The organism is Corynebacterium sp. HMSC05C01 (genome assembly GCF_001807155.1).
Classification (GTDB): Bacteria; Actinomycetota; Actinomycetes; order Mycobacteriales; family Mycobacteriaceae; genus Corynebacterium; species Corynebacterium coyleae.
Genome location: NZ_KV787967.1, coordinates 159,817 through 181,824 on the forward strand (window position 1 = coordinate 159,817; position 22,008 = coordinate 181,824).

The following is a 22,008-nucleotide window of genomic DNA, read 5'->3' on the forward strand; positions in this document are numbered from 1 at the left end:
CTAATATGAGGTGCATCATCATCTCGATTGCCAGAAGGAGCCGAAGAATGATCCAACACGAGGTACGTACCCATAAGTCCGCAGAAGACTTCCCGATTGAAGAGCATCTGGCCTACAAGATTGCCAAGGTCGCGGCCGACCCGGTTGAGGTACCGGAAGACACCCGCGAAATGATCATCAACCGCATCATCGACAACGCTTCTGTCGCTGTTGCCTCCTACAACCGCCGCCCGGTCGCCGTCGCCCGCGAAATGGCCAAGGCACACCCGGCAGACAACAAGGGTGCACTCGTCTTCGGCGAAGACGGCACCTACTCCGCAGAATGGGTCGCTTTCGCAAACGGCACCGCCGTGCGCGAGCTCGACTTCCACGACACCTTCCTGGCAGCCGAATACTCCCACCCGGGCGACAACATCCCGCCGATCCTCGCTGTTGCACAGCACAAGGGCCTCGACGGTAAGGCGCTGATCCGCGGCATCGCCACCGGCTACGAAATCCAGGTCAACCTAGTCAAGGGCATCTGCCTGCACGAGTGGAAGATCGACCACGTTGCACACCTTGGCCCCTCGGCCGCAGCTGGCATCGGCACCATGCTCAACCTGGACGTGGACACCATCTACCAGGCAATCGGCCAGGCGCTGCACACCCCCACCGCAACCCGCCAGTCCCGCAAGGGCCTGATCTCCTCCTGGAAGGCATCCGCCCCGGCGTTCGCCGGCAAGATGGCCATCGAAGCGGTGGACCGCGCCATGCGCGGCGAGGGCGCACCGGCCCCGATCTGGGAAGGCGAAGACGGCTTCATCGCATGGATGCTGCACTCCCCGGAGCGCACCTACACCGTCCCGCTGCCGGCAGACGGCGAGCCGAAGCGCGCGATCCTGGACACCTACACCAAGGAACACTCCGCCGAGTACCAGGCACAGGCTCCGATCGACCTGGCTCGTCGCATGAAGCAGACCATCGCAGACGCAGGCAGGACCACCGCCGAGATCGAGTCCATCGTGCTGCACACCTCGCACCACACCCACTACGTCATCGGCACCGGCGCGAACGACCCGCAGAAGATGGATCCGAAGGCATCCCGCGAGACCCTGGACCACTCGATCATGTACATGTTCGCTGTCGCCCTTGAGGACGGCGGCTGGCACCACGTCGACTCCTACACCCCGGAGCGCGCAAACCGTCCGGAGACCGTCGAGCTGTGGCACAAGGTGTCCACGGTGGAGGACCCGGAGTGGACCCGTCGCTACCACTCGCAGGATCCGGACGAGAAGGCATTCGGCGCCAAGGCTGTCATCACCTTCAACGACGGCACTGTCATCGAGGATGAGATGGCTGTCGCCGACGCCCACCCGTACGGTGCTCGTCCGTTCGAGCGTGAGAACTACATCCAGAAGTTCCGCACCCTGGCTGAGGGCATCGTCGATAAGGACGAGCAGGACCGCTTCCTCGCCGCCGTGCAGGATCTGGAAAACCTCACTGACCTGACCGAACTTAACATCCGCGTCAACGACGCAACCCGCGCCGCTGCAGAGGAGATCCCGGGAGGCATCTTCTAATGTTCAAGCCTGACACAACCCCGAACGAGCGTCGCAAAGCACTGCGAGCATCGCTTGTCGACGAAAAAATCACCACCCTGCCCGGCGCCTTCAACCCGCTGACCGCGCGCCTGATCGAGGACATCGGATCCTTCTCCGGCGTGTACGTCTCCGGCGCCGTGGTAGCCAACGACCTGGGCCTGCCAGACATCGGGCTGACCACGCTTTCCGAGGTTGCAAACCGCGGCGGCCAGATCGCCCGCGCCACCAACCTGCCGGTGCTCATCGACGCCGACACCGGCTTCGGCGAGCCGATGTCCGCAGCCCGCACCGTCGCCGAGTTTGAAGCGGCAGGCCTGGCTGGCCTCCACCTGGAAGACCAGGTCAACCCGAAGCGCTGCGGTCACCTCGACGGCAAGGAAGTTGTGCCGCGTGACCTGATGATCCGCCGCATCACCGCAGCGGTGCGCGAGCGCCAGGACGACGACTTCGTCATCTGTGCCCGCACCGACGCCGCCGGCATCGAAGGCATCGACGAGGCCATCGAGCGTGCGAAGGCATACGCCGACGCGGGTGCGGACCTCATCTTCACCGAAGCGCTGTACTCGGAGGAAGACTTTGCCAAGTTCCGCGCCGCCGTGGACACGCCGCTTCTGGCCAACATGACCGAGTTTGGCAAGACCGACCTGCTCAGCGCCCAGCAGCTGGAAAACCTCGGCTACAACGCCGTGATCTGGCCGGTGACCACCTTCCGCATCGCCATGGGCCAGACCGAAGCAATGCTGCGCGACATCGCAGAAACCGGCACCCAGGTGCCGTGGCTGGACAAGATGCAGCACCGCGCGCGCCTCTACGAACTGGTGCGCTACGACGAATACAACCAGTTCGACCAATCCGTCTTCACCTACTCGAAAGACACCTACAGCTCCACCTTTGAGCAGTAGACCGCCACCACCAACACCACCACCAAGAAGGAGTGAATCATCATGACTGAGCAGGAAATTCGTAAGGGCCTCAACGGCGTTGTCGCTGACTACACCGCAGTGTCCAAGGTCAACCCGGAGACCAACTCGCTGCTGTACCGCGGCTACCCGGTCCAGGAACTGGCAGAGCATTGCACCTTCGAGGAAGTGGCATACCTGCTGTGGAACGGTGAACTGCCGACCGAGGAGCAGTTTGCAGAGTTTCGCGGTGGCTGCATGGAAAACCGCGACATCGATGAAGAACTGATCCAGATCATCAACTTCATGCCGAAGGACTGCCACCCGATGGACGTGCTGCGTACCGCAGTGTCCTACCTGGGTGCAGAGGATCCGGAGAAGTTCACCCCGGATTCCGATCACCTGCGTGGCATCGGCCGCAAGCTGCTGGCCAAGCTGCCGACGATTGTCGCAACCGACATCCGTCGCCGCCAGGGCAAGGAGTACATCGCCCCGAGCAAGGAGAAGGGCTTCTCCGAAAACTTCCTCTGGATGGTTTTTGGTGACGATGAGAAGTCCCCGGCCAACATCCCGTCCGACATCGAGGCGTTTGAGAAGACGATGATCCTCTACGCCGAGCACTCCTTCAACGCCTCCACCTTCACGGCCCGCACGATTGCCTCGACGATGTCCGACGGCTGGTCCGCAATCACCGGCGCAATCGGTGCCCTGAAGGGCCCGCTGCACGGTGGCGCCAACGAGTTCGTCATGCACCACATGACCGAAATCGGCGACCCGGCCAAGGCAGAGCAGTGGTGCCTGGACAAGCTCAAGAACAAGGAGCTCGTCATGGGCTTCGGCCACCGCGTGTACAAGAAGGGCGACTCGCGCGTGCCGACGATGGAAGCCGCCTTTAAGAAGCTCGCTGCGGAGCACCCGGAGAAGGACGCTCAGAAGTGGGTCGAGATGTACGACATCATGGCCAAGACCATGCACGACAACACCTCGATCAAGATCCGTCCGAACCTGGACTTCCCGTCCGGCCCGGCCTACTACATCCTGGGCTTCGACATCGAGTTCTTCACCCCGCTGTTCGTGATGTCCCGCATTACCGGCTGGACCGCTCACATCATCGAGCAGTTTGAGAACAACTCCCTGATCCGTCCACTCTCGGCCTACAACGGCCCGGAGGAGCGCCACGTCAAGGCGTAAGCGGATCACCCCCGAAACGCGGGTCGTCGCAACGCGGCGCCCGCGTTTTTGCACCCCCGCGTTAGGGTGCAAACGTGTCACATTCGTTGGCGAAAACGACCCAAGAAAAGTGTGACCTGTACTAAACTACCCGTTGCAGTATGACTTCGATCTTTCCTTGAGGAAAGGAACCAAATGAACCCGGATAACCTCCCGCTTAATGACCTGCCAGCATTCAAGAAAATCCTGGTAGCTAACCGCGGTGAGATCGCCGTTCGTGCCTTCCGTGCAGCCTTTGAAACTGGCGCGAAGACCGTCGCGGTCTACCCCCGCGAGGACCGTAACTCGTTCCACCGTCCGTTCGCGGACGAGGCAGTCCAGATCGGCGAGGCCGGCCAGCCGGTCAAGGCGTACCTGAACATCGACGAAATCATCCGTGCCGCGAAGCAAACTGGCGCAGATGCCGTCTACCCGGGCTACGGCTTCCTCTCCGAGCGTGCTGACCTGGCTCGTGCCTGCCGCGACAACGGCATTAAGTTCATCGGCCCGACCCCGGAGACGCTGGACCTGACGGGCGACAAGTCCGCCGCTGTCCAGGCCGCTGAGCGTGCCGGCCTGCCGGTGCTGAAGGACTCTGAGCCGTCGTCCGACCCGAAGCAGCTGGCAGAGTTTGCCAAGGACTTCGAGTTCCCGGTGTTTGTGAAGGCTGTCGCCGGTGGCGGCGGACGCGGCATGCGTTTCATTGAGAAGATCGAGGACGTTGAGCGTCTCGCAGCCGAGGCATCCCGCGAGGCTGAGGCAGCCTTCGGTGACCCGAACGTCTACATCGAGCGCGCCGTGATCCGCCCGCAGCACATTGAGGTGCAGATCATGGCTGACTCTTACGGCAACGTGGTGCACCTGTTTGAGCGTGACTGCTCCGTGCAGCGCCGCCACCAGAAGGTTGTTGAGATCGCTCCGGCGCAGCACATCACGGAAGAGCAGCGCCAGAAGATCTGTGCCGACGCTGTGGCGTTCTGTAAGGAAATCAACTACGAGGGCGCAGGTACGGTCGAGTTCCTTGTCGACGAGTCCGGCAACCACGTCTTCATCGAGATGAACCCGCGCGTGCAGGTCGAGCACACGGTGACCGAGGAAGTCACCGGCATCGACATCGTAAAGAACCAGATGTACATCGCCGCCGGCGCGAAGCTGGAGGACATCCACCTCACCCAGGACCTCATCGAGGTCAACGGCGCAGCCCTGCAGTGCCGCATCACCACCGAGGACCCGGCCAACGGCTTCCGACCGGACTCCGGCGTGGTCACCGGCTACCGCTCCCCGGGTGGTGCAGGTGTGCGTCTCGACGGCTCCGTGGCCGTCGGTACCACCATCACCCCGAACTTCGACTCCCTGCTGGTCAAGATGACCTGCCGTGGCCGCAACTTCCAGGTCGCCGTCGACCGTGCACTGCGCGCCCTGAACGAGTTCTCCATTACGGGCCTGTCCACGAACATCGGCTTCCTGCGCGCCCTGCTCAGCGAGGACGAGTTCCGCAACGAGCGCATCAACACCGGCTTCATCGCGGACCACCCGCACCTGCTCGAGGCTCCGGCCGCGGCTGACGATGCCGGCAAGATCCTCGATTACCTGGCATCCGTCACGGTGAACCAGCCAAACGGTGCTCGCCCGACGAACATTCAGCCGTCGAAGAAGCTGCCGGAATCCAAGTACGGCGATCTGCCGCGTGGTTCCCGCGACGATCTGCTTGAGCTCGGCCCGACAAAGTGGGCTGAGAAGATCCGCAAGCAGACCGCACTTGGCGTCACCGAGACCACGTTCCGCGATGCCCACCAGTCCCTGCTGGCAACCCGCATCCGCACCAACACCCTGGTTGCGGCAGCGAAGCATGTGGGCCACCTGACCCCAGAGCTGGCCTCCGTTGAGGCATGGGGCGGCGCCACCTTCGACGTGGGCATGCGCTTCCTCCACGAGTCGCCGTGGATGCGTCTCGACGAGCTGCGCGAGGCTATGCCGAACGTCAACATCCAGATGCTGCTGCGTGGCCGCAACACCGTCGGTTACACCCCGTACCCGGACAAGGTGACTAAGGCGTTCGTCCGCGAGGCCGCTTCCTCCGGCATCGATATCTTCCGTATCTTCGACGCGCTCAACGACGTGTCCCAGATGCGCCCGGCTATCGACGCCGTGCTGGAGACCAACACCACCGTCGCCGAGGTGGCCATGGCGTACTCCGGCAACCTGGTGGACCCGAACGAGGACCTGTACACGCTGGACTACTACCTCAACCTCGCCGAGGAAATCGTCGAGGCAGGCGCCCACGTCCTGGCGATCAAGGACATGGCTGGCCTGATGCGTCCGGCAGCAGCAGCCAAGCTGGTCACCGCGCTGCGTGAGCGCTTCGACCTGCCGGTCCACGTCCACACCCACGACACTGCAGGTGGCCAGCTGGCGACCTACCTCGCCGCAGCGAATGCGGGTGCCGACATCGTCGACGTCGCATCCGCCCCGCTGGCAGGCACCACCTCCCAGCCGTCGATGTCCGCCCTCGTCGCGGCGTTTGAGAACACCGAGCGCGACACCGGCATCGACCTGCAGGCCGTCTTCGACATGGAGCCGTACTGGGAGGCCGTGCGCCAGGTGTACGCACCGTTCGAGTCCGGCATTCCGGGCCCGACCGGCCGCGTGTACAAGCACGAAATCCCGGGCGGTCAGCTCTCCAACCTGCGCACCCAGGCGAAGGCTCTTGGTCTGGAGGATCGCTTCGAGCTCATCGAGGACTACTACGCAGGCGTGAACGAGATCCTCGGTCGCCCGACGAAGGTCACCCCGTCCTCCAAGGTGGTTGGCGACCTGGCCCTGCAGCTCGTCGGCCAGGGTGTCAGCCCGCAGGAGTTCGCAGAGAACCCGCGCAAGTACGACATTCCGGAATCCGTCATCGGCTTCCTGCAGGGCGAGCTGGGTACCCCTCCGGGGGGCTGGCCGCTGCTGCGCGACAAGGCACTGGAGAACCGCTCCGAGGTCGACCACACCGTCCAGGTGCCGGCAGAGCTCGAGCCGGATCTGCAGTCCGACGACCACAGTGTGCGTCGTGCGGCGCTGGATCAGCTGCTGTTCCCGAAGCAGTACGCCGAGTACCAGGAGCACCTGCGCACCTACGGCATCACCGACCAGTTGGGTGACAAGACCTTCTTCTACGGCCTTGAAGAGGGCGTGGAGACCATGATCTACTACGGCGAGATCGACGAAAACCGTCCGCCGCTGGTGGTCAGCCTCGACGCTGTCGGCGAGCCGGATGAGAAGGGCATGCGCCAGGTCATCCTGACCGTCAACGGCCAGGTCCGCCCGGTTGCCGTCCGCGACGAGAACGTCGAGTCCACCGTCGCTGAGGTGGAGAAGGCCGACGCGTCCAACCCGGGCCACGTTGCCGCACCGTTCGCTGGTGCCGTCACCGTCACGGTGAAGGAAGGCGACGAGGTCAAGGAAGGCGACCCGGTCGCAACCATCGAGGCCATGAAGATGGAGGCCGCGATCTCCGCACCGAAGTCGGGCGTGATCGAGCGCATCGCGCTGACCAAGCCGACCAAGGTGGAAGGCGGCGACCTCGTGGTAGTTATCGCCTAATGCTTAGGCGGTGAAGTCCTTCACGTCGACGGCCATGACATTGTCGTGGCCGTCGACGTTTTTAAATCCGAAAGTTTCGTAGCGGTGGCGGGCACGCTCGTTGTTCGGGTCCACCCACAGCGCCACCTTCGGCGCACCCTGCTTCGCGGCCAACTCCACCGCGGCAGCCAGCAGCCGGACGGCGAGTTTGTGCCCTGCGTAGCGGCGTTCCACCGCAATCGCGATTTCCGGAATATCGCTGCCCAGGTTCGCCCAGCCCTGCTCGGGCGTCGACCAGTAGCGCAGCCACACACCGCCCGCCGGCACGCGGAACTGATCGAACGCGAGAACGCCGCCCTCGGCTTCCGGATCCCAGTTTCCGACGTAGTCGTCAGACCCTTCAGCTTCCTCTTGGCCGATCTCGCCGTGCTCGTCACCGAACACGTCGGTAAGAAAGTTCAGCCGGCGCAGGTACGTCCGGTCAGATTCGGTCGCTTCACGTAGTTCGAACTGAGGTGTGTAATCCATGCGCACCACGTTAATCTTTTCCCATGCTTCGACGCATATTCCTATCGACGACCACGGCAACCACCCTTGCCCTCACCCCCATCGCCAACGCCGAGGTTCCGGTGGTGGAGCAGGGCGCCCGCGTGGTAGTCGTCGATAAGGGCATTTGCTCCATCGGATTCAACGACCCCAACCAACGGATTAGCTACACCGCCGGACACTGTGGCGAACACGGCAGCCGCGCCGCCGTGGGCCAGGCGAACGGAACGTTCTATCCCTCCACGGAGTTTGGTAGGTCTGCGACCGGCAACGACTGGGGCATCATCCGCTGGGACGACGGTGTCCAACTGGGCGCGAACACCATCACCACCGACGCCGTGGTGGACCTCGAGGATCTTCACCCCAACGACGAGATCTGCCTGCTCAGCCGGGGACAGCAGCAGTGTGGTGCGTACACCGGCCGTGTGGGCAACAACGTCTACTGGGACGGCGGCGCTGGCGTGAAGGGCGACTCCGGCGCACCCGTCTGGGCGCCCGGTAGGGGACTGGTGGCGGTCTACTCGGGTGTGAGCACCGTGTCGAACCGGAAAAGCGAGTCGGCCTCCTTGAACCGTGCTTCGAAGCCGCTCAACGGGCCAGGCGTGACGGAGGCGCAGGAGATCGAGCTGATCAGCGCCACGAAACCGATTGGTACGCCCGTTACCCACGACGCCGAGACCCCCGAGTCGCCCGCGACCAATGTGGCTCACTCTGGCTCGAGCGCTTCTCCGGAGGCCATCGCCACGATTGTTGTGGCGGTCGCCGTTGTGTTGGGCTTCCTCGTGCCGTTTATCGGACCTGTGCTGGAGCAGTTCGCCGTTTCCATAGGCCTGCGCTGACAGATTGTGGCGGAATGTGTCAGGCGGCCTTTGAAGGTGCATAAAACGCCTGGTCGCAGCGTCGCAAAGAAAAGCCCTGACAGATTCTGCAAAATCTGTCAGGGCAATGGGTGGGACAAGCGCCACCGAAGCAACCAGCTACTTCAGCTCCATGAGCACGGCGCCCTTGGACACCTGGCCGCCAGCCTCGGCGGCGAGGCCCGTGACGGTGCCGGCCTTGTGTGCCTTGACCGGGTTCTCCATCTTCATGGCCTCGAGGACCAGCAGGACGTCACCTTCAGCAACCTCGTCGCCTTCGGAGACGTTGACCTTGATCACGGAACCCTGCATGGGGGAGGCGACGGCGTCACCGGAGACAGCAGCCTTGCCTGCGCGGCGCTTCTTCGGCTTGCGCTTGGCGGGGCCTGCGGTGACGAGTTCCTCGGGTAGGGCGACTTCGACGCGGCGGCCGTCAATTTCAACGGCAAAGGTGCGACGGGTCGGCAGGTCGGTGTCGGCGTCGTCACCAGATGCATCGGCGCTGGACGCGGGCAGTTCGCCGTCCCACTCTTCCTCGATCCAGCGGGTGTACACGTCGAAGCCCTCTTCGGTGCCGACGAATGCCGGGTTATCCAGGATGGCCTGGTGGAAGGGGATGACGGTGGGGAAGCCGGTGACCACGTATTCGCCGAGTGCGCGGCGGGCACGCTGGATGGCCTCTTGGCGGGTGGCGCCGTAGACGATCAGTTTCGCCAGCATGGAGTCGAACTGGCCGCCGATGACGGAGCCTGCGCGCACGCCGGAATCGACACGCACTCCGGGGCCGGTGGGCTCAGCGTATGCAACGACGGTGCCCGGTGCCGGCATGAAGTTTGCGGCGGCGTCTTCGCCGTTGATGCGGAACTCAATAGCGTGGCCACGCGGGGTCGGGTCTTCGGTCAGCAGCAGTTCTTCACCGCGGGCGATGCGGAACTGCTCGCGCACGAGGTCGATGCCGGCGGTGACCTCGGTGACGGGGTGTTCGACCTGTAGACGGGTGTTGACCTCCAAAAACGAGATCAGCCCGTCAGAGCCCACGAGGTACTCCACGGTGCCGGCGCCGTAGTAGCCGGCTTCGCGGCAAATCGCCTTGGCAGAGGAGTGGATGCGCTCGCGCTGTTCGTCGGTCAAAAACGGTGCGGGTGCTTCCTCGACAAGTTTTTGGAAGCGACGCTGCAAGGAGCAATCACGCGTACCGACGACGACAACGTTGCCGTGCTGATCAGCCAACACCTGCGCCTCAACGTGGCGGGCCTTGTCCAGGTAGCGCTCCACGAAGCACTCGCCACGACCGAACGCTGCGGTGGCTTCGCGGGTGGCGGACTCAAACAGTTCCGGAATCTCTTCGCGGGTGTAGGCGACCTTCATGCCGCGACCGCCACCGCCGAAAGCTGCCTTGATGGCAACGGGCAGGCCGTGCTCGTCGGCAAACGCAACGACCTCGTCAGCGTTAGCCACGGGGTCCTTAGTGCCGGGTGCCATGGGGGCGTCGGCGGCTTCAGCGATGTGGCGGGCGGTGACCTTGTCGCCGAGTGCCGCGATGGCCTCCGGCGACGGGCCGATCCAGGTCAGGCCAGCGTCGATGACCTTCTGCGCGAACTCGGCGTTCTCCGAGAGGAAGCCGTAGCCCGGGTGGATAGCGTCGGCGCCGGACTTCTGCGCGGCGTCGATGACCTTGTCCATGTCCAGGTAAGACTCGGCGGCGGTGGTGCCGCCGAGGGCGAAGGCTTCGTCGGCAAGAGCGACGAACGGCGCATCGACATCAGGGTCTGCATACACCGCGACCGACGCAACACCTTCGTCCTGGCACGCGCGGATGACGCGCACGGCAATCTCGCCGCGATTAGCGACGAGCACCTTGCTCAGGCTGCGGGGCAGATCAGTATTCGGTGCGGTGGTGGACACGAAGCAATCCCGTCCTTCAATCGGAAATACGAACCGTCAGAAAATCGGACAAATGTCGTTCTATGTTACAGCCCCACCACGGGAATCCCCTTTAGCCACGGGGACGCGGACCATGTTGCCCCACTCGGCCCAGGAGCCGTCGTACAGCGCAACGTCCTCGAAACCGAGAATATTGTTCAGGACGTACCAGGTGTGCGACGCGCTTTCGCCCAACTGGCAGTACACCACTGTGCGCTTCTTCGGATCGAAATCCTTGTAGATCTCGCGGATGTCCTCCAACGGGCGGAAGCGCGCGTTCGGGTGCACGGAACGGCCCCACGGGACGCTAAACGCGCCCGGAATGTGGCCCTGGCGCAGCGTCGGTACTTGGGGTTGCACAGGGGCGGTGCCGTCGCCGCGGTAAGCGGGGGCTGGGCGGGCGTCGATAAGCTGCTCCGGCGGATTATCCAGCAGCTCGGAGGCGAAGGTGCGAACTGCGGTGTCCTTGCGCTCCACCACGGGGTAGTCAGACTCGGGGTAGGAAGGAACGACGAAGGACGTGTCGCGCTCCTCACCCATCCACGCGTCGCGTCCGCCATCGAGCAAGCGCACGTCGGGGTGGCCGAACAGCTCGAACACCCAGGCGGTGTAGGCAGCCCACCAGTTGGCGTGGTCGCCGTAGACCACCACCGTGTCGTCGCGGCTGATGCCGCGGGATCGCATGAGTTTGGCAAAGGCTTCGCCGTCGATGAAGTCGCGGTTGAGCTCGTCGTTAAGATCGCTCTTCCAGTCAATGCGCACCGCGCCCGGAATGTGGCCGATGTCGTAGAGGAACGCATCCTCATCACTTTCGACAACCTTCAGACCATCCACGCCGAGCCGCGCCGAAAGCCACGCGGCGGTGACAAACTTCTCAGGATGTGCGTAGTCCTTGAACTGGGGATTGTCGTCGAGTTCGATACCCACGTCAGCTGCCTTTCGTCTCTGCGGCCCCCGCCGGAATAGGCGAGTGAACAATCACCGACAAGGATACAGGTAGTACCAGCAAATCCCGGCCGGAATCGGCGAGAAACCTCGCCTCGCCACAACAGGTGTGAACTTGCACACTATCAATTCTGCCGCCCTGTGTGGGTCGCTTTAAGCCGATAGAGTCAGAGACGGAACACGACGGCTACGGCTGAGATGTTTCGCGAGTTTTTACCTACCCCGCCGATGCATGCGCTGACCGCATTCACACGCTGCGGGACAACATCATGAAAGGGATCACCGTGCACAAGGCGATTGTTGTCTTCGAGGTTGAGGGCGGCTCCGACAAATACATTGACGGCCACCGCAAGGACACCATGCCCATTGTCAACGCCATCAAGGAAAAGGGCTGGCACGCAGAGGTTGTCTACTTCCGTCCGGAGTGGGCCGACGACCTGTTCACGTACGTCTCCGAGAACTTCGACGGCTACATCTCGCGTGTGAACCCGGGCAACATCCCGGGCGGCGAAAAGGGCTACTTTGACCTGCTTACCCGCCTGTCCGAGGCCGGCCTGGTCGGCATGTCCACCCCGCAGGAGATGATCTCCTACGGTGCGAAGGATGCCCTGGTGAAGCTGAACAAGACCGACCTTGTGCCGGAAGATACCGCCGCGTACTACGAGGTTGAGGACTTCCACAACACCTTCCCGACCTCCCTGTCCTACGGCGAGCGCGTGCTCAAGCAGAACCGCGGCTCCACCGGCTCCGGCATCTGGCGCGTGCGCCTTGCCGACGAAGCCCTGGCCGACTCCGTCGAACCGGGCACTGCCCTGCCGCTGGACACCAAGCTCAAGTGCACCGAGGCCGTGGACAACCACACTGAGGAGCGCGAGCTCGGCGAGTTCATGGACTTCTGTGACCAGTACATCGAAGGCGACAACGGCATGCTCGTGGACATGCGCTTCATGCCGCGCATCGTCGAGGGTGAGATCCGCATTCTGCTGGTCGGCCCGCACCCGGTGTTCGTTGTGCACAAGAAGCCGGCTGAGGGCGGCGACGCGTTCTCCGCAACCTTGTTCTCCGGCGCGAAGTACACCTACCAGAAGCCGGAGGAGTGGCAGGAGCTCGTCGACATGTTCGCCGAGGCCCGCCCGGTCATCGCCGAGAACCTCGGTGGCGACAACATTCCGCTGATCTGGACCGCGGACTTCATGCTTGCCGATGACGACGAGACCGGGGAGGACACCTACGTCCTCGGCGAGATCAACTGCTCCTGCGTCGGCTTCACCTCGGAGCTCGACATGGGCATCCAGGAGATGGTGGCCGAGGAGGCCATCAAGCGCGTGGAGGCGAAGCACGCGTAAGCGCTGACTTTTCGACGACACCAACGCCCCGGCCCGAAAATCCCGTGCCGGGGCTTCTTGTCTGTCGTGACCCGGTTTTCGCCGACCGGGAATGCGAATCGTCTAGTTGCATTTCGGAGCTGCTAGACGATCCGCATTTTATTGATATCTATTTTCAATATCACCTGGGGAAATGCATCCGGGGACTCGTGATCGTCTAGTGCCCCCTCACAGGCAGCTAGACGATCTGCTTTTGACGCCTACCCCAGCAGCTCCTTTACGCTAGCCGGGTCGGCATCGGAGAGCATTTGGCGGCAGCGGTCGTACTCGGCGTCGTCGCCAATCGCCTTGGAGGTCAGCGCGAGCATCGCGATGGCTTTGAGCACACCGCGGTTCGGCTCGTGGGACGCCGGGACCGGACCCCAGCCCTTCCAACCGTTGGCGCGCAGGCGGTCCAGGGAGCGGTGGTAACCGGTGCGGGCGTAGGCGTAAGCGATGAGTTTGTCGCCGGATTCGAGTTCACGCTCGGCGCGGGTGGCCCAGACGGCGGGGGAATCGGGGTGGGCGAGCGCGGTGTCGTCGGCAAGGAGGTCCTTGCCGGTGGCCGGGTCTGCGGGAAGTTCGATGGGCTTCGGTGCAAGCATGTCGTTGATTTCCATGATGGCCAGGCTACCCACAACGTGCGCTACGCGGTCCAGAAGTCGGAGGCGTCCAGCCCGAAGCGGTACAGGCAGCGGCGCAAAAGTGGCATGGACAGGCCGATGACGCTGGTGGGGTCGCCGTCGATGGAGTCGATAAACCAGGAGCCGAGTGCCTCGAGCGTGAACGCGCCGGCGCACTGAAGCGGCTGGCCGGAGCGGGCGTAGGCCTCGATGTCGGCATCGGATACGTCACCGAAGCGGATGGCGGTGGTGACGGTATCCACGACCCATTCGCCGCCGAACCACACCGCATGCCCGGTGAGCAGGTGTGCTTCCTTACCGCGCTGTGCTTTCCACCGGCGGATAGTTTCGTCGACGGTGTGGGGTTTGCCCAGCAAGGTGTCGTCGAGAAGCAGCATGCTGTCGCAGCCAACAACAACATCGTCGGGGAACTGCGCAATCGCCGTCTCGGCTTTCGCGCGGGCGAGGGTGGCAACGGTGGTGGCGGGTGGGACGTTGCCAAGTGCAGCGATCACCGCATCCTCATCGATGTGCGCGGGGCGCAGCACCGGGGTGACGCCGCCTTGTTCGAGCAGCATGCGTCGCGACGGCGACTGCGACGCCAACACCAACCGCATTAGAAATACGCCGCCGAATCGAACGCGTGCGGATTAAACGCAGTCGCCGGGTGGGACGCACCCCACATGTTGGCGTCCGGCTGCACCCCGGACTGCTTGCGTTCGCGCTGGAGCTGCAGCAACACCTCGGTCAGCGCCTGCAGTTCCGCCTCGGTGGGGTTGCCTTTAACTACCTGAATATCCACGTCAGCCTCCTTACAGCGGGATGTTGCCGTGCTTCTTCTGTGCCGGGTAGGTCACCTTGCGCTCGAGCAGGCGCAGGCCTTCGAGGACGCGGGCGCGGGTGGTGGATGGTTCGATGACGGCGTCGACAAGCCCGCGCTCAGTAGCCACGTACGGGTTGAGGTTGTCCGCGGCGTACTGCTCCTCGTCGGTGCCGATCGCCTCGGCGGCGGTGGTGGCGTCTGCCAGTGCGATCTGTGCGGTCGGCCAAGCGAACACCAGGTCCGCGCCCAGGCCCTTCGAGCCGAGCAGCGCGTACGACGGGCCGAACGCCTTGCGGGTGACCACGGTGATCGTGCCCACCTGGGCCTCTGCAAACGCGTAGGCGAGCGCGGCAGCGGCTGTGGCGGAACCGGAACGCTCCTCTTCGACCGACGGGAGGAAGCCGGGGGAGTCCACGAACTGCACGACCGGCAGGTTGAACGCGTCGCAGGTGCGGATGAAGCGGGCGGCCTTGCGGGCGGCGTCGCGGGTCAGGCAGCCGGCCAGCACGCTCGGCTGCGTGGCGACGACACCAACGGCGCGCCCACCGACATGCGCAAACCCGGTGACCACGGAACCTGCGAAGCCAGCGGAGAGTTCCAGAACGTCGCCGTCGGTGACCGAAGCCAGGATGTCGGTGACGTCGTAGGGCTGGTTGTCGTCGTCAGGCATGAAGGCGTCCAAGTCGGCCTCAGCAGCGGAAGCCTCGGCGTTGTCCGCGCCCAGCGGGGAAGCGGCCTTGTTGTTCAGCGGCAGGTAGCTGACCACGGTGCGGGCCAGGTCCACCGCTTCGGTGTCGGTGGCGGCGACGAGCTGCGCCAGGCCGGTCTCCGTGGCGTGGACGGCGGTACCGCCAAGCTCATCGGAAGTGGTTTCTGCGCCGGAGACCTTGGTCACGATGTCCGCCGTGGTCACGTGCAGGGACGCGCCCTCGGCCATGACGGTGATATCCGCCATCGGCACGGTGGCCGCCGCAAGGGCTGCGACGTCACCGGCCACGACCGCGATCTGAGGGATCAAACCCGACGCGCGGGTTGCCGCACGCAGGATCTGCGCCTGCATATGCGCGGTAACAATGCCTTCCTTCCAGCGCGGGCCGGTCGAGTCATAGATACCGATCAGCGGCACGCCGGTCTTGGTGGCTAAGTCGTAGATCTTGAGGATCTTCTCGCAGTACACCTCACCGACCTGGCCGTCGAAAATGGTCGGGTCTTGGGAGAAGACGCAGACACGGCGGCCGTCGATAAGTCCGTAGCCCGTAATCACACCGTCGGTGGAAGGCTTGGACTTGTCCATCTTGTATGCCTCGACGCGGTGCTTGGCCAGGGCGTCGGTCTCCACGAACGTGCCGTCGTCGAGAAGCGAAAGCACGCGCTCACGAGCAGTGGTGCCGCCAGCCTCGTGGACAGCATCGATCGCGTCCTGACCGACCGGTGCCTGCGCCTCATCCAGGCGATTGCGCAGATCCTGAATGCGGCCAGCCGTCGTGGTCATGTCGGGTTTAGATGAACTCATAACGCCCCAGTCTAGATTCCGAGATTGTTCCTGCCACATTGCCTATCGACGGCGCGTCGCCGGACGTTTCGCTACGGCGGGGCGTGGTTGGCCTGGCCGGGGCGCGGGGTTGGGGTGAGGGAGCGGGGAACACTAATTGCCGAGAAGCGCGAGAGGCATAACGATCACACCGTCACGTCGTACATAAGCCTGTTTCCCCGTGGTAAGGACCATGAGGTTGGTGACGCGGTCTGGAATACGTTCGCGCAACCATAGGAGGTGTCGGACGTCGGCGTCGTCGATATGAGGCTTCAGCTTGACCTCCACCCCGAGCACCTCCCGTTCAGCGCCCTCAATGATGAAGTCGACTTCCCGCTCTCCCGCGTTGGACCTGAGGTGGTAGACCTTGGCCCTGTTTGCTTGGGCCAGTACACGCAGGGTGAGCGCGCACAGAGACTCGAAAAGCGGCCCGAACATGTGCGCAGCACGGTTACTCAAGAGGCCAGATGGGGATATTCCAAGAAGCCTGGCAGCGAGTGCAGGGTCAGCCAAGTGATGCTTTGGGCCTTGCTGCAGGCGTTTGAACTCATTGTTTTCTGGAACCCAACCAGGAACTGGATCAAGCAGCCAAATCTTTGCAAGGTGCTCACGATATGCGAGTGTGGTCTTCTGATTTGGTTGTTCAGTCTGACCGCCGGTGGTCGCATCAAGCAGTCTGGAGTAAGCGGTGGTAGTGGCTGTTGCAGCAGCGTATGCGCGCAACCAGCTTCGAAGCGATTCCGGCCGTCTCACCTCGTATCCTGCATCGGGAATATCACGATCGATGATTCGCTCAATGTAGGAATCCAGCAGTGTGACCTGGATGAGCGGATTCGCGGAAGCGATGGCGGGGAATCCGCTTCCGGTGATGAGGCGTGCGTAGTCGTCGAGCGTACAGTCAGAAGAACCAGTTACATCGGTGTTTCCGGCCAAGATCCCGGCGAAGCTGCATGTGGGGTTAGCGACGCCACGTTCATGCACTGCCATTGGTCGCATTCTCAGTGAGACGATGCGTCCGGCCCCAGAGTGTGAGCCCTTCGGGTCGACTGGAGTAGCAGAGCCGGTGAGGAGGAAGCGCCCGGGCCCAGCGCCCTGATCTACTTGGCGTCGGACAGAATCCCAGATCTGGGGAAGATGCTGCCACTCATCTAGTAGAAGAGTTTCATCTGGTGCGGAGGAGAGCGAGAAATCTGCCTCGGCAACGTTCCTCATATCGGGATCGTCGAGATACCAAGCAGCGTTGGCTCGGCGCCTTGCGGTGTCGGTCTTACCCACACCTTTTGGTCCGTCAATTGCGATTGCGGGCAGGTGAGGCATGAGGAGATCAAGCTCGTCATCAAGCGTGCGCCGAAGATAAGACATACGGGTAGTGTACAGCATGAATAGTTCCTACTACCTGATTTTCAGGACTTCTACTACCCGTTTTTCAGAAGGGCTACTACCTGATTTTCAGGACTCCTACTACCCAATTTTCAGAAATGGGGTGCCTCTTCGGCGAAGCGCGCTAACTGACCTTTGCGGGGAGAGGGGCACCGAAACCCCAACACCCTGCCCGCTACTACGCTCGTGCACATGAGTGTCAAGGACGTGCAGGCAATTCAGGACAAGATGGCCGGATACTGGACTGACGTGCGGTGGGTCGAGTCCACCGGGTCGACGAACGCGGACCTGCTCAAGGACGGTTCCGCGCCGGGCACGGTGCTCATCGCCGATGAGCAAACCGCTGGCAAGGGCCGCTTGGGCCGCCATTGGGTATCGCCGAAGGGCTCGCAGTTGGCCATGAGCATGGTCATCGACGTGACCGATACCCCGCCGCCGTTCGGGTTGCTGTCTATCGCGCCGGGGGTGGCGGTGACGGATGTGGTGCCGCAGGCGCAGTTGAAGTGGCCCAATGATGTGCAGATTGGCGGCAAGAAGATCGCTGGCATCCTCTCGGCGTTGGATATGCCGCGGGTGATTGTGGGCATCGGCATTAACGTCGCTATGCGTCCGGAGGATCTGCCGGTGGAGACCGCCACCGCCCTGAACCTGGAGGGCATTGACGTGGATTTCGACGAGTTCACCGCCGACATCCTCGCCGCGATGGGTCGTCGTTTGAAGCAGTGGCAGGAGCGCGACCCGCAGTTGTTGGAGGATTACCGCAAGGTCTGTTCGACCATCGGCCAGCAGGTTCGCCTGGAGTTACGCGAGGGGGAGGAGACGGTGCGCGGCCTGGTCACGGGCATTAATGATGAGGGCGAGGTGCTTATCGACGACACCGCGTTCTCCGTCGGCGATGTCCACCACCTCCGCCCGACCCAGTAGGCGTGCAGTAACCTAGCCGGTCATGGCTAACAAAGCGGTGTTTCGCGTCGGCGAGGACGAGGTGGTCCTCGCCGATGTGTGTGCGCCGCTTTCTTCGTTGACGTTCCCGTTGCTGGAGTTGGTGGCGCTCACCGGTGTTGCCTGGATGGCGATTGGCTGGATGGACGTCACCCCGCATATCGATCCGGGGATGCGCAACATTGTGGTGCTGATCTGGGCGATTCTTGCGCTGTGGCGGTTTGTGTTGCCGTTGGTGTCGTCGCGACGCAGGCGCTTCGTGGTCACCGACAAGCGCGTCCTCGCAAGGGGGCGGCGTGGCGCGGTGGATTCGATCCCGTTGCGCCAGATCCATTCGGTGCGGCGGGAGCGCGGGGGCTTGTGGATCGCGCTGTACGGCTACGCCCAGCCGGTGCGGTTTGACCGGGTGGGCAAGACGCGCGCGGTGGAGAAGGTGCTGCAGTCGCAGCTGCGCGGCTAGTCCTTGACTTCCGTGGTGTGGAGCTGCTCGTCGAGGTCCTCAGGCGAGAGGTGCCCGCCGAGGAATTCGGCGGTGACGGGCAGGTGCAGTTCCATGTCGGTGCCGGGGCACAGTTCGATGACGGCGTCGTCGACGGTGTAGTCGAGAACGTGGCCGCCGCGCGTGTGGTCGTCGTCAATGAAATGCACGTGGCAGCCGGGCACACCGATGCCTTTGGCGTACATGGGGGTGCGGAATCCGCCGATGACGCCTTCGACGTCGGTGAAGATGTGTTCGGCGTCGTCGGAGACCGCCTCGGACATTGGGGGATAGGGCTTTTCTTGTTTGGTCACGGTGCGCACGCGGACTTCTTTGAAGCGGCCGGTGATTTTGACGGCGGTGAAGAAGTTGTGGCTGGGTTCGGCGTCGTCGATAAATTTGGCGAGTTCGGCGCGGACCATGCCGGCGGGTGCGTCGAAACGCAGGCGGGGTACGAAGTTGGTCACCACGGTAAAGGGGGTGCGTTGGTCGAGGTCAGCGACGCGGGCTTTGCCGTCGGAGGTGAGTTGGTGGCATACGCCGTCGAGGATGAGCATCTCGCCGTCGAGGGCGTCGAAGGTGCCGAGGCCGAAGTTGCCTTTGCTCAGGATGTCGCTGATGGTGAGCTCGCCGTCGTAGATGCCGTCGAGAAGTGCGGTCATGAGAGAGTTTTGGAAAATGGTGTGGCGGGCGATGGTTTCAGACATGGCTGCGATGCTAGTCGGTTGGCCGACTACAGTGTGGGGCGTGAGTAACGCGTATGGGATGCCTGTTGTCGCCGTGCTTGGCGACGGCCAATTGGCACGAATGATGCAAACAGAAGCTATCGAGCTCGGCGTGGACACTCGCGTGCTCGCGTCGAGTAAGGACAAGTCGGCGGCGCAAGTCTTCGGTGATGTCCGCATCGGCGACTACACCAACCTTGAGGATCTGCTCGCGATCGTCGAGGGCGCGGACGCGGTCACGTTTGATCACGAGCATGTGCCGAACGAGTACGCGCAATTGCTTATCGACGACGGCGTCGCCGTCGAACCCCGCCCCGAAGCCCTCATCTACGCCCAGGACAAACTCGAGCAGCGCCGCCGCCTCGCGGAGGCGGGCCTGCCGGTGCCGCCGTTCGCAGCGATCACGTCGGCTGCGGACGCGGAGGCGTTCTGGGACGACAACGATGGTCAGGTCTGCCTGAAGGCGACGCGGGGTGGGTATGACGGGCATGGGGTGTGGTTCCCGTCGTCGAGAAGCGAATGCGCGGAACTCGTGGAGCAGCTTTTGAGCCGCGACCTGCCGCTGATGGCAGAGAAGAAGGTCGCGTTTACGCGTGAGTTGTCCGCCATGGTGGCGCGCAACCGTTCCGGCGATGTGCGTGCGTGGCCGGTGGTGGAATCGCGCCAGGACGACGGCATTTGCCGCGTGGCCATCGCGCCCGCACCGAACATGTCGGACGAGCAGGCCAAGCATTGCGAAGACCTCGCCGTGCGTGTCGCCGAAGGCTTGGGTGTGACCGGCGTGCTGGCGGTGGAACTGTTCGAGTACGAGGGCCCGAACGGCCCGGAGGTGGCCGTCAACGAACTGGCCATGCGCCCGCACAACACCGGCCACTGGACCCAGGACGGCTGCCTGACCTCCCAGTTCGAGCAGCACATCCGCGCGGTGTTGGACTGGCCGCTCGGTGCCGTGGACACGCTTGCGCCGGCGACCGTCATGGTGAACACGCTTGGCGGCGACGAGGATCCGGACACTCCGATGGCCGAGCGTGTCGTCGCGGTGATGCGCAAGTACCCGCAGGCCAAGGTGCACCTCTACGGCAAGGACCACCGTCCGGGCCGCAAGATGGGCCACGTCAATGTGTGCGCCGATACCGTCGAGGAGGCACTCGCGATCGCCGAGGATGCCGCGCACTACATCATCCACGCAACCTGGAAGGACTAAGCAGATGGCACAGCCGCAAGTTGGCATCATCATGGGCTCGGACTCGGACTGGGACACCGTTGCCCCGGCCGCCGAGGTACTCGCCGAGTTTGGCATCCCGTTCGAGGTCGGCGTGGTCTCCGCGCACCGCACCCCGGACAAGATGCTCGCCTACGCCAAGGAAGCACACGCCCGTGACCTGCAGGTGATCATCGCCTGCGCTGGCGGTGCCGCACACCTGCCGGGCATGGTCGCCGCGGCCACGCCGCTGCCGGTCATCGGTATCCCGCGCGCGCTGGACACGCTCGACGGCATGGATTCGTTGCTGTCCATCGTGCAGATGCCCGGTGGCGTCCCGGTGGCCACGGTCTCCATCGGTGGTGCAAAGAACGCCGGCCTGCTCGCCGCCCGCATCCTGGGTGCCGCCGACCCGGCTGTGCAGCGCAAGATGGTGGACTACCAGGCACGCATGGCAGCCGAGGTAGAGCGCAAGGACGAGGCGCTGCGCCAGCGCCTGATGGGTGAGTAACCCAATCGTTGTGTTGGGCGCCCGGATTGTGGACGGGCGCCCTTCTCGCATGCTCGAGCACCGCTTGCACAAGGCGCTCGAGGTATGGCGTGCGAATCCGGCGCCGATCGTGGTGTCCGGCGACGGGGAGGCCGACATCATGGCCGCCTGGCTCACCGCCCACGGTGTGCCTGCTCAGGCGGTGGTGCTCGAGCCGCATGCGCGGTCCACGAACGAAAACCTGGAACGTTCCCGCGCGCTGTTCCCCGACGCGTCGTACCTCACCGTAGTGACCAGCGGTTTCCACGTCCCCCGTACCCGCGTGTGGGCGTGGCACCTGGGCATCCCGGTGCGCATGGTCGCTGCGACGACGCCTGAAACCTCGCGGAAGAAAAACTACGCGCGCGAAGTGTTCGCCGTGCCGCACTCCATCACGCGCGTTGCTTGGCGACGACTCGCCCGCCGCCTCTTCGGCCGCTGAGCCATGCAACACGTGCCGGGCGGCGTCGGCCAGCACGGCGGCGCCCGGGACTAGCGGGGGAGACCCGGCAGGTTGATGCCGAAGTGTGGGCCAGCAAAGTACAGGCCTGCTGCGCCGAGGGTGGCGATGATCGCAGCCGCACCGACCAGCAGCGCGACGAAGCGCCCTGCGTTATCGACTTCATCCTGGGTGTACTCGGAGCTACCCGGGCCGGTGGCCATCTTCTTGTCTTTCGGGGTGCTGTTTGTGTTCTCGGTTTCCGTCTGAGCCGTGGTCTCAGCCTGGGCCGGGGCGACAGTTGCGGTGGCGAGGCTGACGGTCAGTGCGGGGGCGAGAGCCAGCGCACCAGCGCGGCGGATCAGCGTGCGGGACATGCCGGATTCCCTTCATCAATGCGGGTAGTGTCCGGCACAGCTTAGCCCAGGAGTGCAGGGGTAACAGTCATGA

At 63.7% G+C, this 22,008-nt stretch carries 21 protein-coding genes; 11 read left to right on the forward strand and 10 right to left on the reverse strand.

Features of this window, described 5'->3' with window-relative positions; genetic code table 11:
- Positions 1–47: 47 nt before the first annotated feature.
- From prpD to HMPREF3145_RS08705, 4 genes are all read left to right on the forward strand, one after another.
- Entirely contained in the window at positions 48–1,559 is a 1,512-nt protein-coding gene (gene prpD / locus HMPREF3145_RS08690) for a 2-methylcitrate dehydratase PrpD (RefSeq protein WP_070422831.1), read from the forward strand.
- Positions 1,559–2,482: a methylisocitrate lyase gene (prpB, locus tag HMPREF3145_RS08695; protein ID WP_070422832.1), complete on the forward strand. Its 924-nt coding sequence runs from the start codon at positions 1,559–1,561 to the stop codon at positions 2,480–2,482. Before prpD ends, prpB begins: the two co-directional genes overlap by 1 nt.
- 42 nt (positions 2,483–2,524) lie before the next feature.
- Entirely contained in the window at positions 2,525–3,670 is a 1,146-nt protein-coding gene (locus HMPREF3145_RS08700) for a bifunctional 2-methylcitrate synthase/citrate synthase (RefSeq protein ID WP_070422833.1), read from the forward strand.
- Positions 3,671–3,844: 174 nt separating this feature from the next.
- Complete coding sequence (locus HMPREF3145_RS08705) at positions 3,845–7,273, forward strand: pyruvate carboxylase (RefSeq protein ID WP_070422834.1); 3,429 nt, start codon at positions 3,845–3,847, stop codon at positions 7,271–7,273.
- 3 nt (positions 7,274–7,276) lie between these two features.
- Here the strand turns inward: HMPREF3145_RS08705 and HMPREF3145_RS08710 are convergent, their stop codons facing one another.
- On the reverse strand, positions 7,277–7,780 hold the full coding sequence (locus tag HMPREF3145_RS08710; protein WP_070422881.1) for a GNAT family N-acetyltransferase: 504 nt from the start codon (positions 7,778–7,780) through the stop codon (positions 7,277–7,279).
- A 23-nt stretch (positions 7,781–7,803) separates the two neighbouring features.
- Here HMPREF3145_RS08710 and HMPREF3145_RS08715 point away from each other — a divergent pair, with 23 nt between their 5' ends.
- Positions 7,804–8,637 (forward strand): chymotrypsin family serine protease, encoded by an 834-nt coding sequence (locus tag HMPREF3145_RS08715; RefSeq protein WP_070422835.1) that lies wholly within the window; start codon positions 7,804–7,806, stop codon positions 8,635–8,637.
- A 138-nt stretch (positions 8,638–8,775) separates the two neighbouring features.
- Here the strand turns inward: HMPREF3145_RS08715 and HMPREF3145_RS08720 are convergent, their stop codons facing one another.
- Together HMPREF3145_RS08720 and HMPREF3145_RS08725 are read right to left on the reverse strand one after the other, a co-directional pair.
- The gene (locus HMPREF3145_RS08720; protein WP_246817571.1) at positions 8,776–10,560 is read right to left on the reverse strand and encodes an acetyl-CoA carboxylase biotin carboxylase subunit; all 1,785 of its coding nucleotides are present in this window, start codon (positions 10,558–10,560) and stop codon (positions 8,776–8,778) included.
- A gap of 60 nt (positions 10,561–10,620) precedes the next feature.
- Entirely contained in the window at positions 10,621–11,505 is an 885-nt protein-coding gene (locus tag HMPREF3145_RS08725) for a sulfurtransferase (RefSeq protein ID WP_070422836.1), read from the reverse strand.
- A 302-nt stretch (positions 11,506–11,807) separates the two neighbouring features.
- On the opposite strand from HMPREF3145_RS08725, the gene HMPREF3145_RS08730 reads away from it, so the two are divergent.
- On the forward strand, positions 11,808–12,869 hold the full coding sequence (locus tag HMPREF3145_RS08730) for a Cj0069 family protein (protein ID WP_070422883.1): 1,062 nt from the start codon (positions 11,808–11,810) through the stop codon (positions 12,867–12,869).
- A 239-nt stretch (positions 12,870–13,108) separates the two neighbouring features.
- Here the strand turns inward: HMPREF3145_RS08730 and HMPREF3145_RS08735 are convergent, their stop codons facing one another.
- The 5 genes from HMPREF3145_RS08735 to HMPREF3145_RS08755 all read right to left on the reverse strand — a co-directional run bounded on the left by HMPREF3145_RS08735 (position 13,109) and on the right by HMPREF3145_RS08755 (position 17,226).
- The gene (locus HMPREF3145_RS08735) at positions 13,109–13,507 is read right to left on the reverse strand and encodes a DUF3151 domain-containing protein (RefSeq protein ID WP_070449528.1); all 399 of its coding nucleotides are present in this window, start codon (positions 13,505–13,507) and stop codon (positions 13,109–13,111) included.
- Positions 13,508–13,533: 26 nt separating this feature from the next.
- Positions 13,534–14,127 carry a Maf family protein gene (locus HMPREF3145_RS08740; protein ID WP_070422837.1) on the reverse strand — a complete coding sequence of 198 codons (594 nt, stop codon included), beginning with the start codon at positions 14,125–14,127 and terminating at the stop codon, positions 13,534–13,536.
- A complete protein-coding gene (locus tag HMPREF3145_RS08745; RefSeq protein WP_070422838.1) occupies positions 14,127–14,312 on the reverse strand; it encodes an acyl-CoA carboxylase subunit epsilon in 186 nt (61 codons plus the stop codon). Before HMPREF3145_RS08745 ends, HMPREF3145_RS08740 begins: the two co-directional genes overlap by 1 nt.
- A 10-nt stretch (positions 14,313–14,322) precedes the next feature.
- Positions 14,323–15,846, reverse strand: a complete 1,524-nt coding sequence (locus HMPREF3145_RS08750) for an acyl-CoA carboxylase subunit beta (protein ID WP_070422839.1) — start codon at positions 15,844–15,846, stop codon at positions 14,323–14,325.
- Positions 15,847–15,978: 132 nt separating this feature from the next.
- Complete coding sequence (locus HMPREF3145_RS08755; protein WP_070422885.1) at positions 15,979–17,226, reverse strand: ATP-binding protein; 1,248 nt, start codon at positions 17,224–17,226, stop codon at positions 15,979–15,981.
- Between the two features lie 210 nt (positions 17,227–17,436).
- On the opposite strand from HMPREF3145_RS08755, the gene HMPREF3145_RS08760 reads away from it, so the two are divergent.
- Positions 17,437–18,168 (forward strand): biotin--[acetyl-CoA-carboxylase] ligase, encoded by a 732-nt coding sequence (locus HMPREF3145_RS08760; RefSeq protein WP_070422886.1) that lies wholly within the window; start codon positions 17,437–17,439, stop codon positions 18,166–18,168.
- A gap of 22 nt (positions 18,169–18,190) precedes the next feature.
- Positions 18,191–18,646, forward strand: coding sequence for a hypothetical protein (locus HMPREF3145_RS08765; protein WP_070422840.1), 456 nt, complete (start codon positions 18,191–18,193; stop codon positions 18,644–18,646).
- On the opposite strand, the gene budA is transcribed toward HMPREF3145_RS08765, so the two are convergent.
- A complete protein-coding gene (budA, locus tag HMPREF3145_RS08770; RefSeq protein WP_070422841.1) occupies positions 18,643–19,371 on the reverse strand; it encodes an acetolactate decarboxylase in 729 nt (242 codons plus the stop codon). The two genes, HMPREF3145_RS08765 and budA, sit on opposite strands and share 4 nt — an antisense overlap.
- A 58-nt stretch (positions 19,372–19,429) precedes the next feature.
- Between budA and HMPREF3145_RS08775 the strand changes: the two genes are divergently transcribed.
- From HMPREF3145_RS08775 to HMPREF3145_RS08785, 3 genes are read left to right on the forward strand one after another with little or no spacing between them, the layout of a single operon-like run.
- Positions 19,430–20,593, forward strand: a complete 1,164-nt coding sequence (locus HMPREF3145_RS08775) for a 5-(carboxyamino)imidazole ribonucleotide synthase (RefSeq protein ID WP_083279475.1) — start codon at positions 19,430–19,432, stop codon at positions 20,591–20,593.
- 4 nt (positions 20,594–20,597) lie between these two features.
- Positions 20,598–21,101, forward strand: a complete 504-nt coding sequence (gene purE / locus HMPREF3145_RS08780; RefSeq protein ID WP_070422842.1) for a 5-(carboxyamino)imidazole ribonucleotide mutase — start codon at positions 20,598–20,600, stop codon at positions 21,099–21,101.
- On the forward strand, positions 21,094–21,561 hold the full coding sequence (locus HMPREF3145_RS08785; RefSeq protein WP_083279476.1) for a YdcF family protein: 468 nt from the start codon (positions 21,094–21,096) through the stop codon (positions 21,559–21,561). The genes purE and HMPREF3145_RS08785 overlap by 8 nt, the downstream gene beginning before the upstream one ends.
- Positions 21,562–21,611: 50 nt before the next feature.
- Here the strand turns inward: HMPREF3145_RS08785 and HMPREF3145_RS08790 are convergent, their stop codons facing one another.
- A complete protein-coding gene (locus HMPREF3145_RS08790; RefSeq protein WP_070422844.1) occupies positions 21,612–21,935 on the reverse strand; it encodes a hypothetical protein in 324 nt (107 codons plus the stop codon).
- Positions 21,936–22,008: the final 73 nt, after the last annotated feature.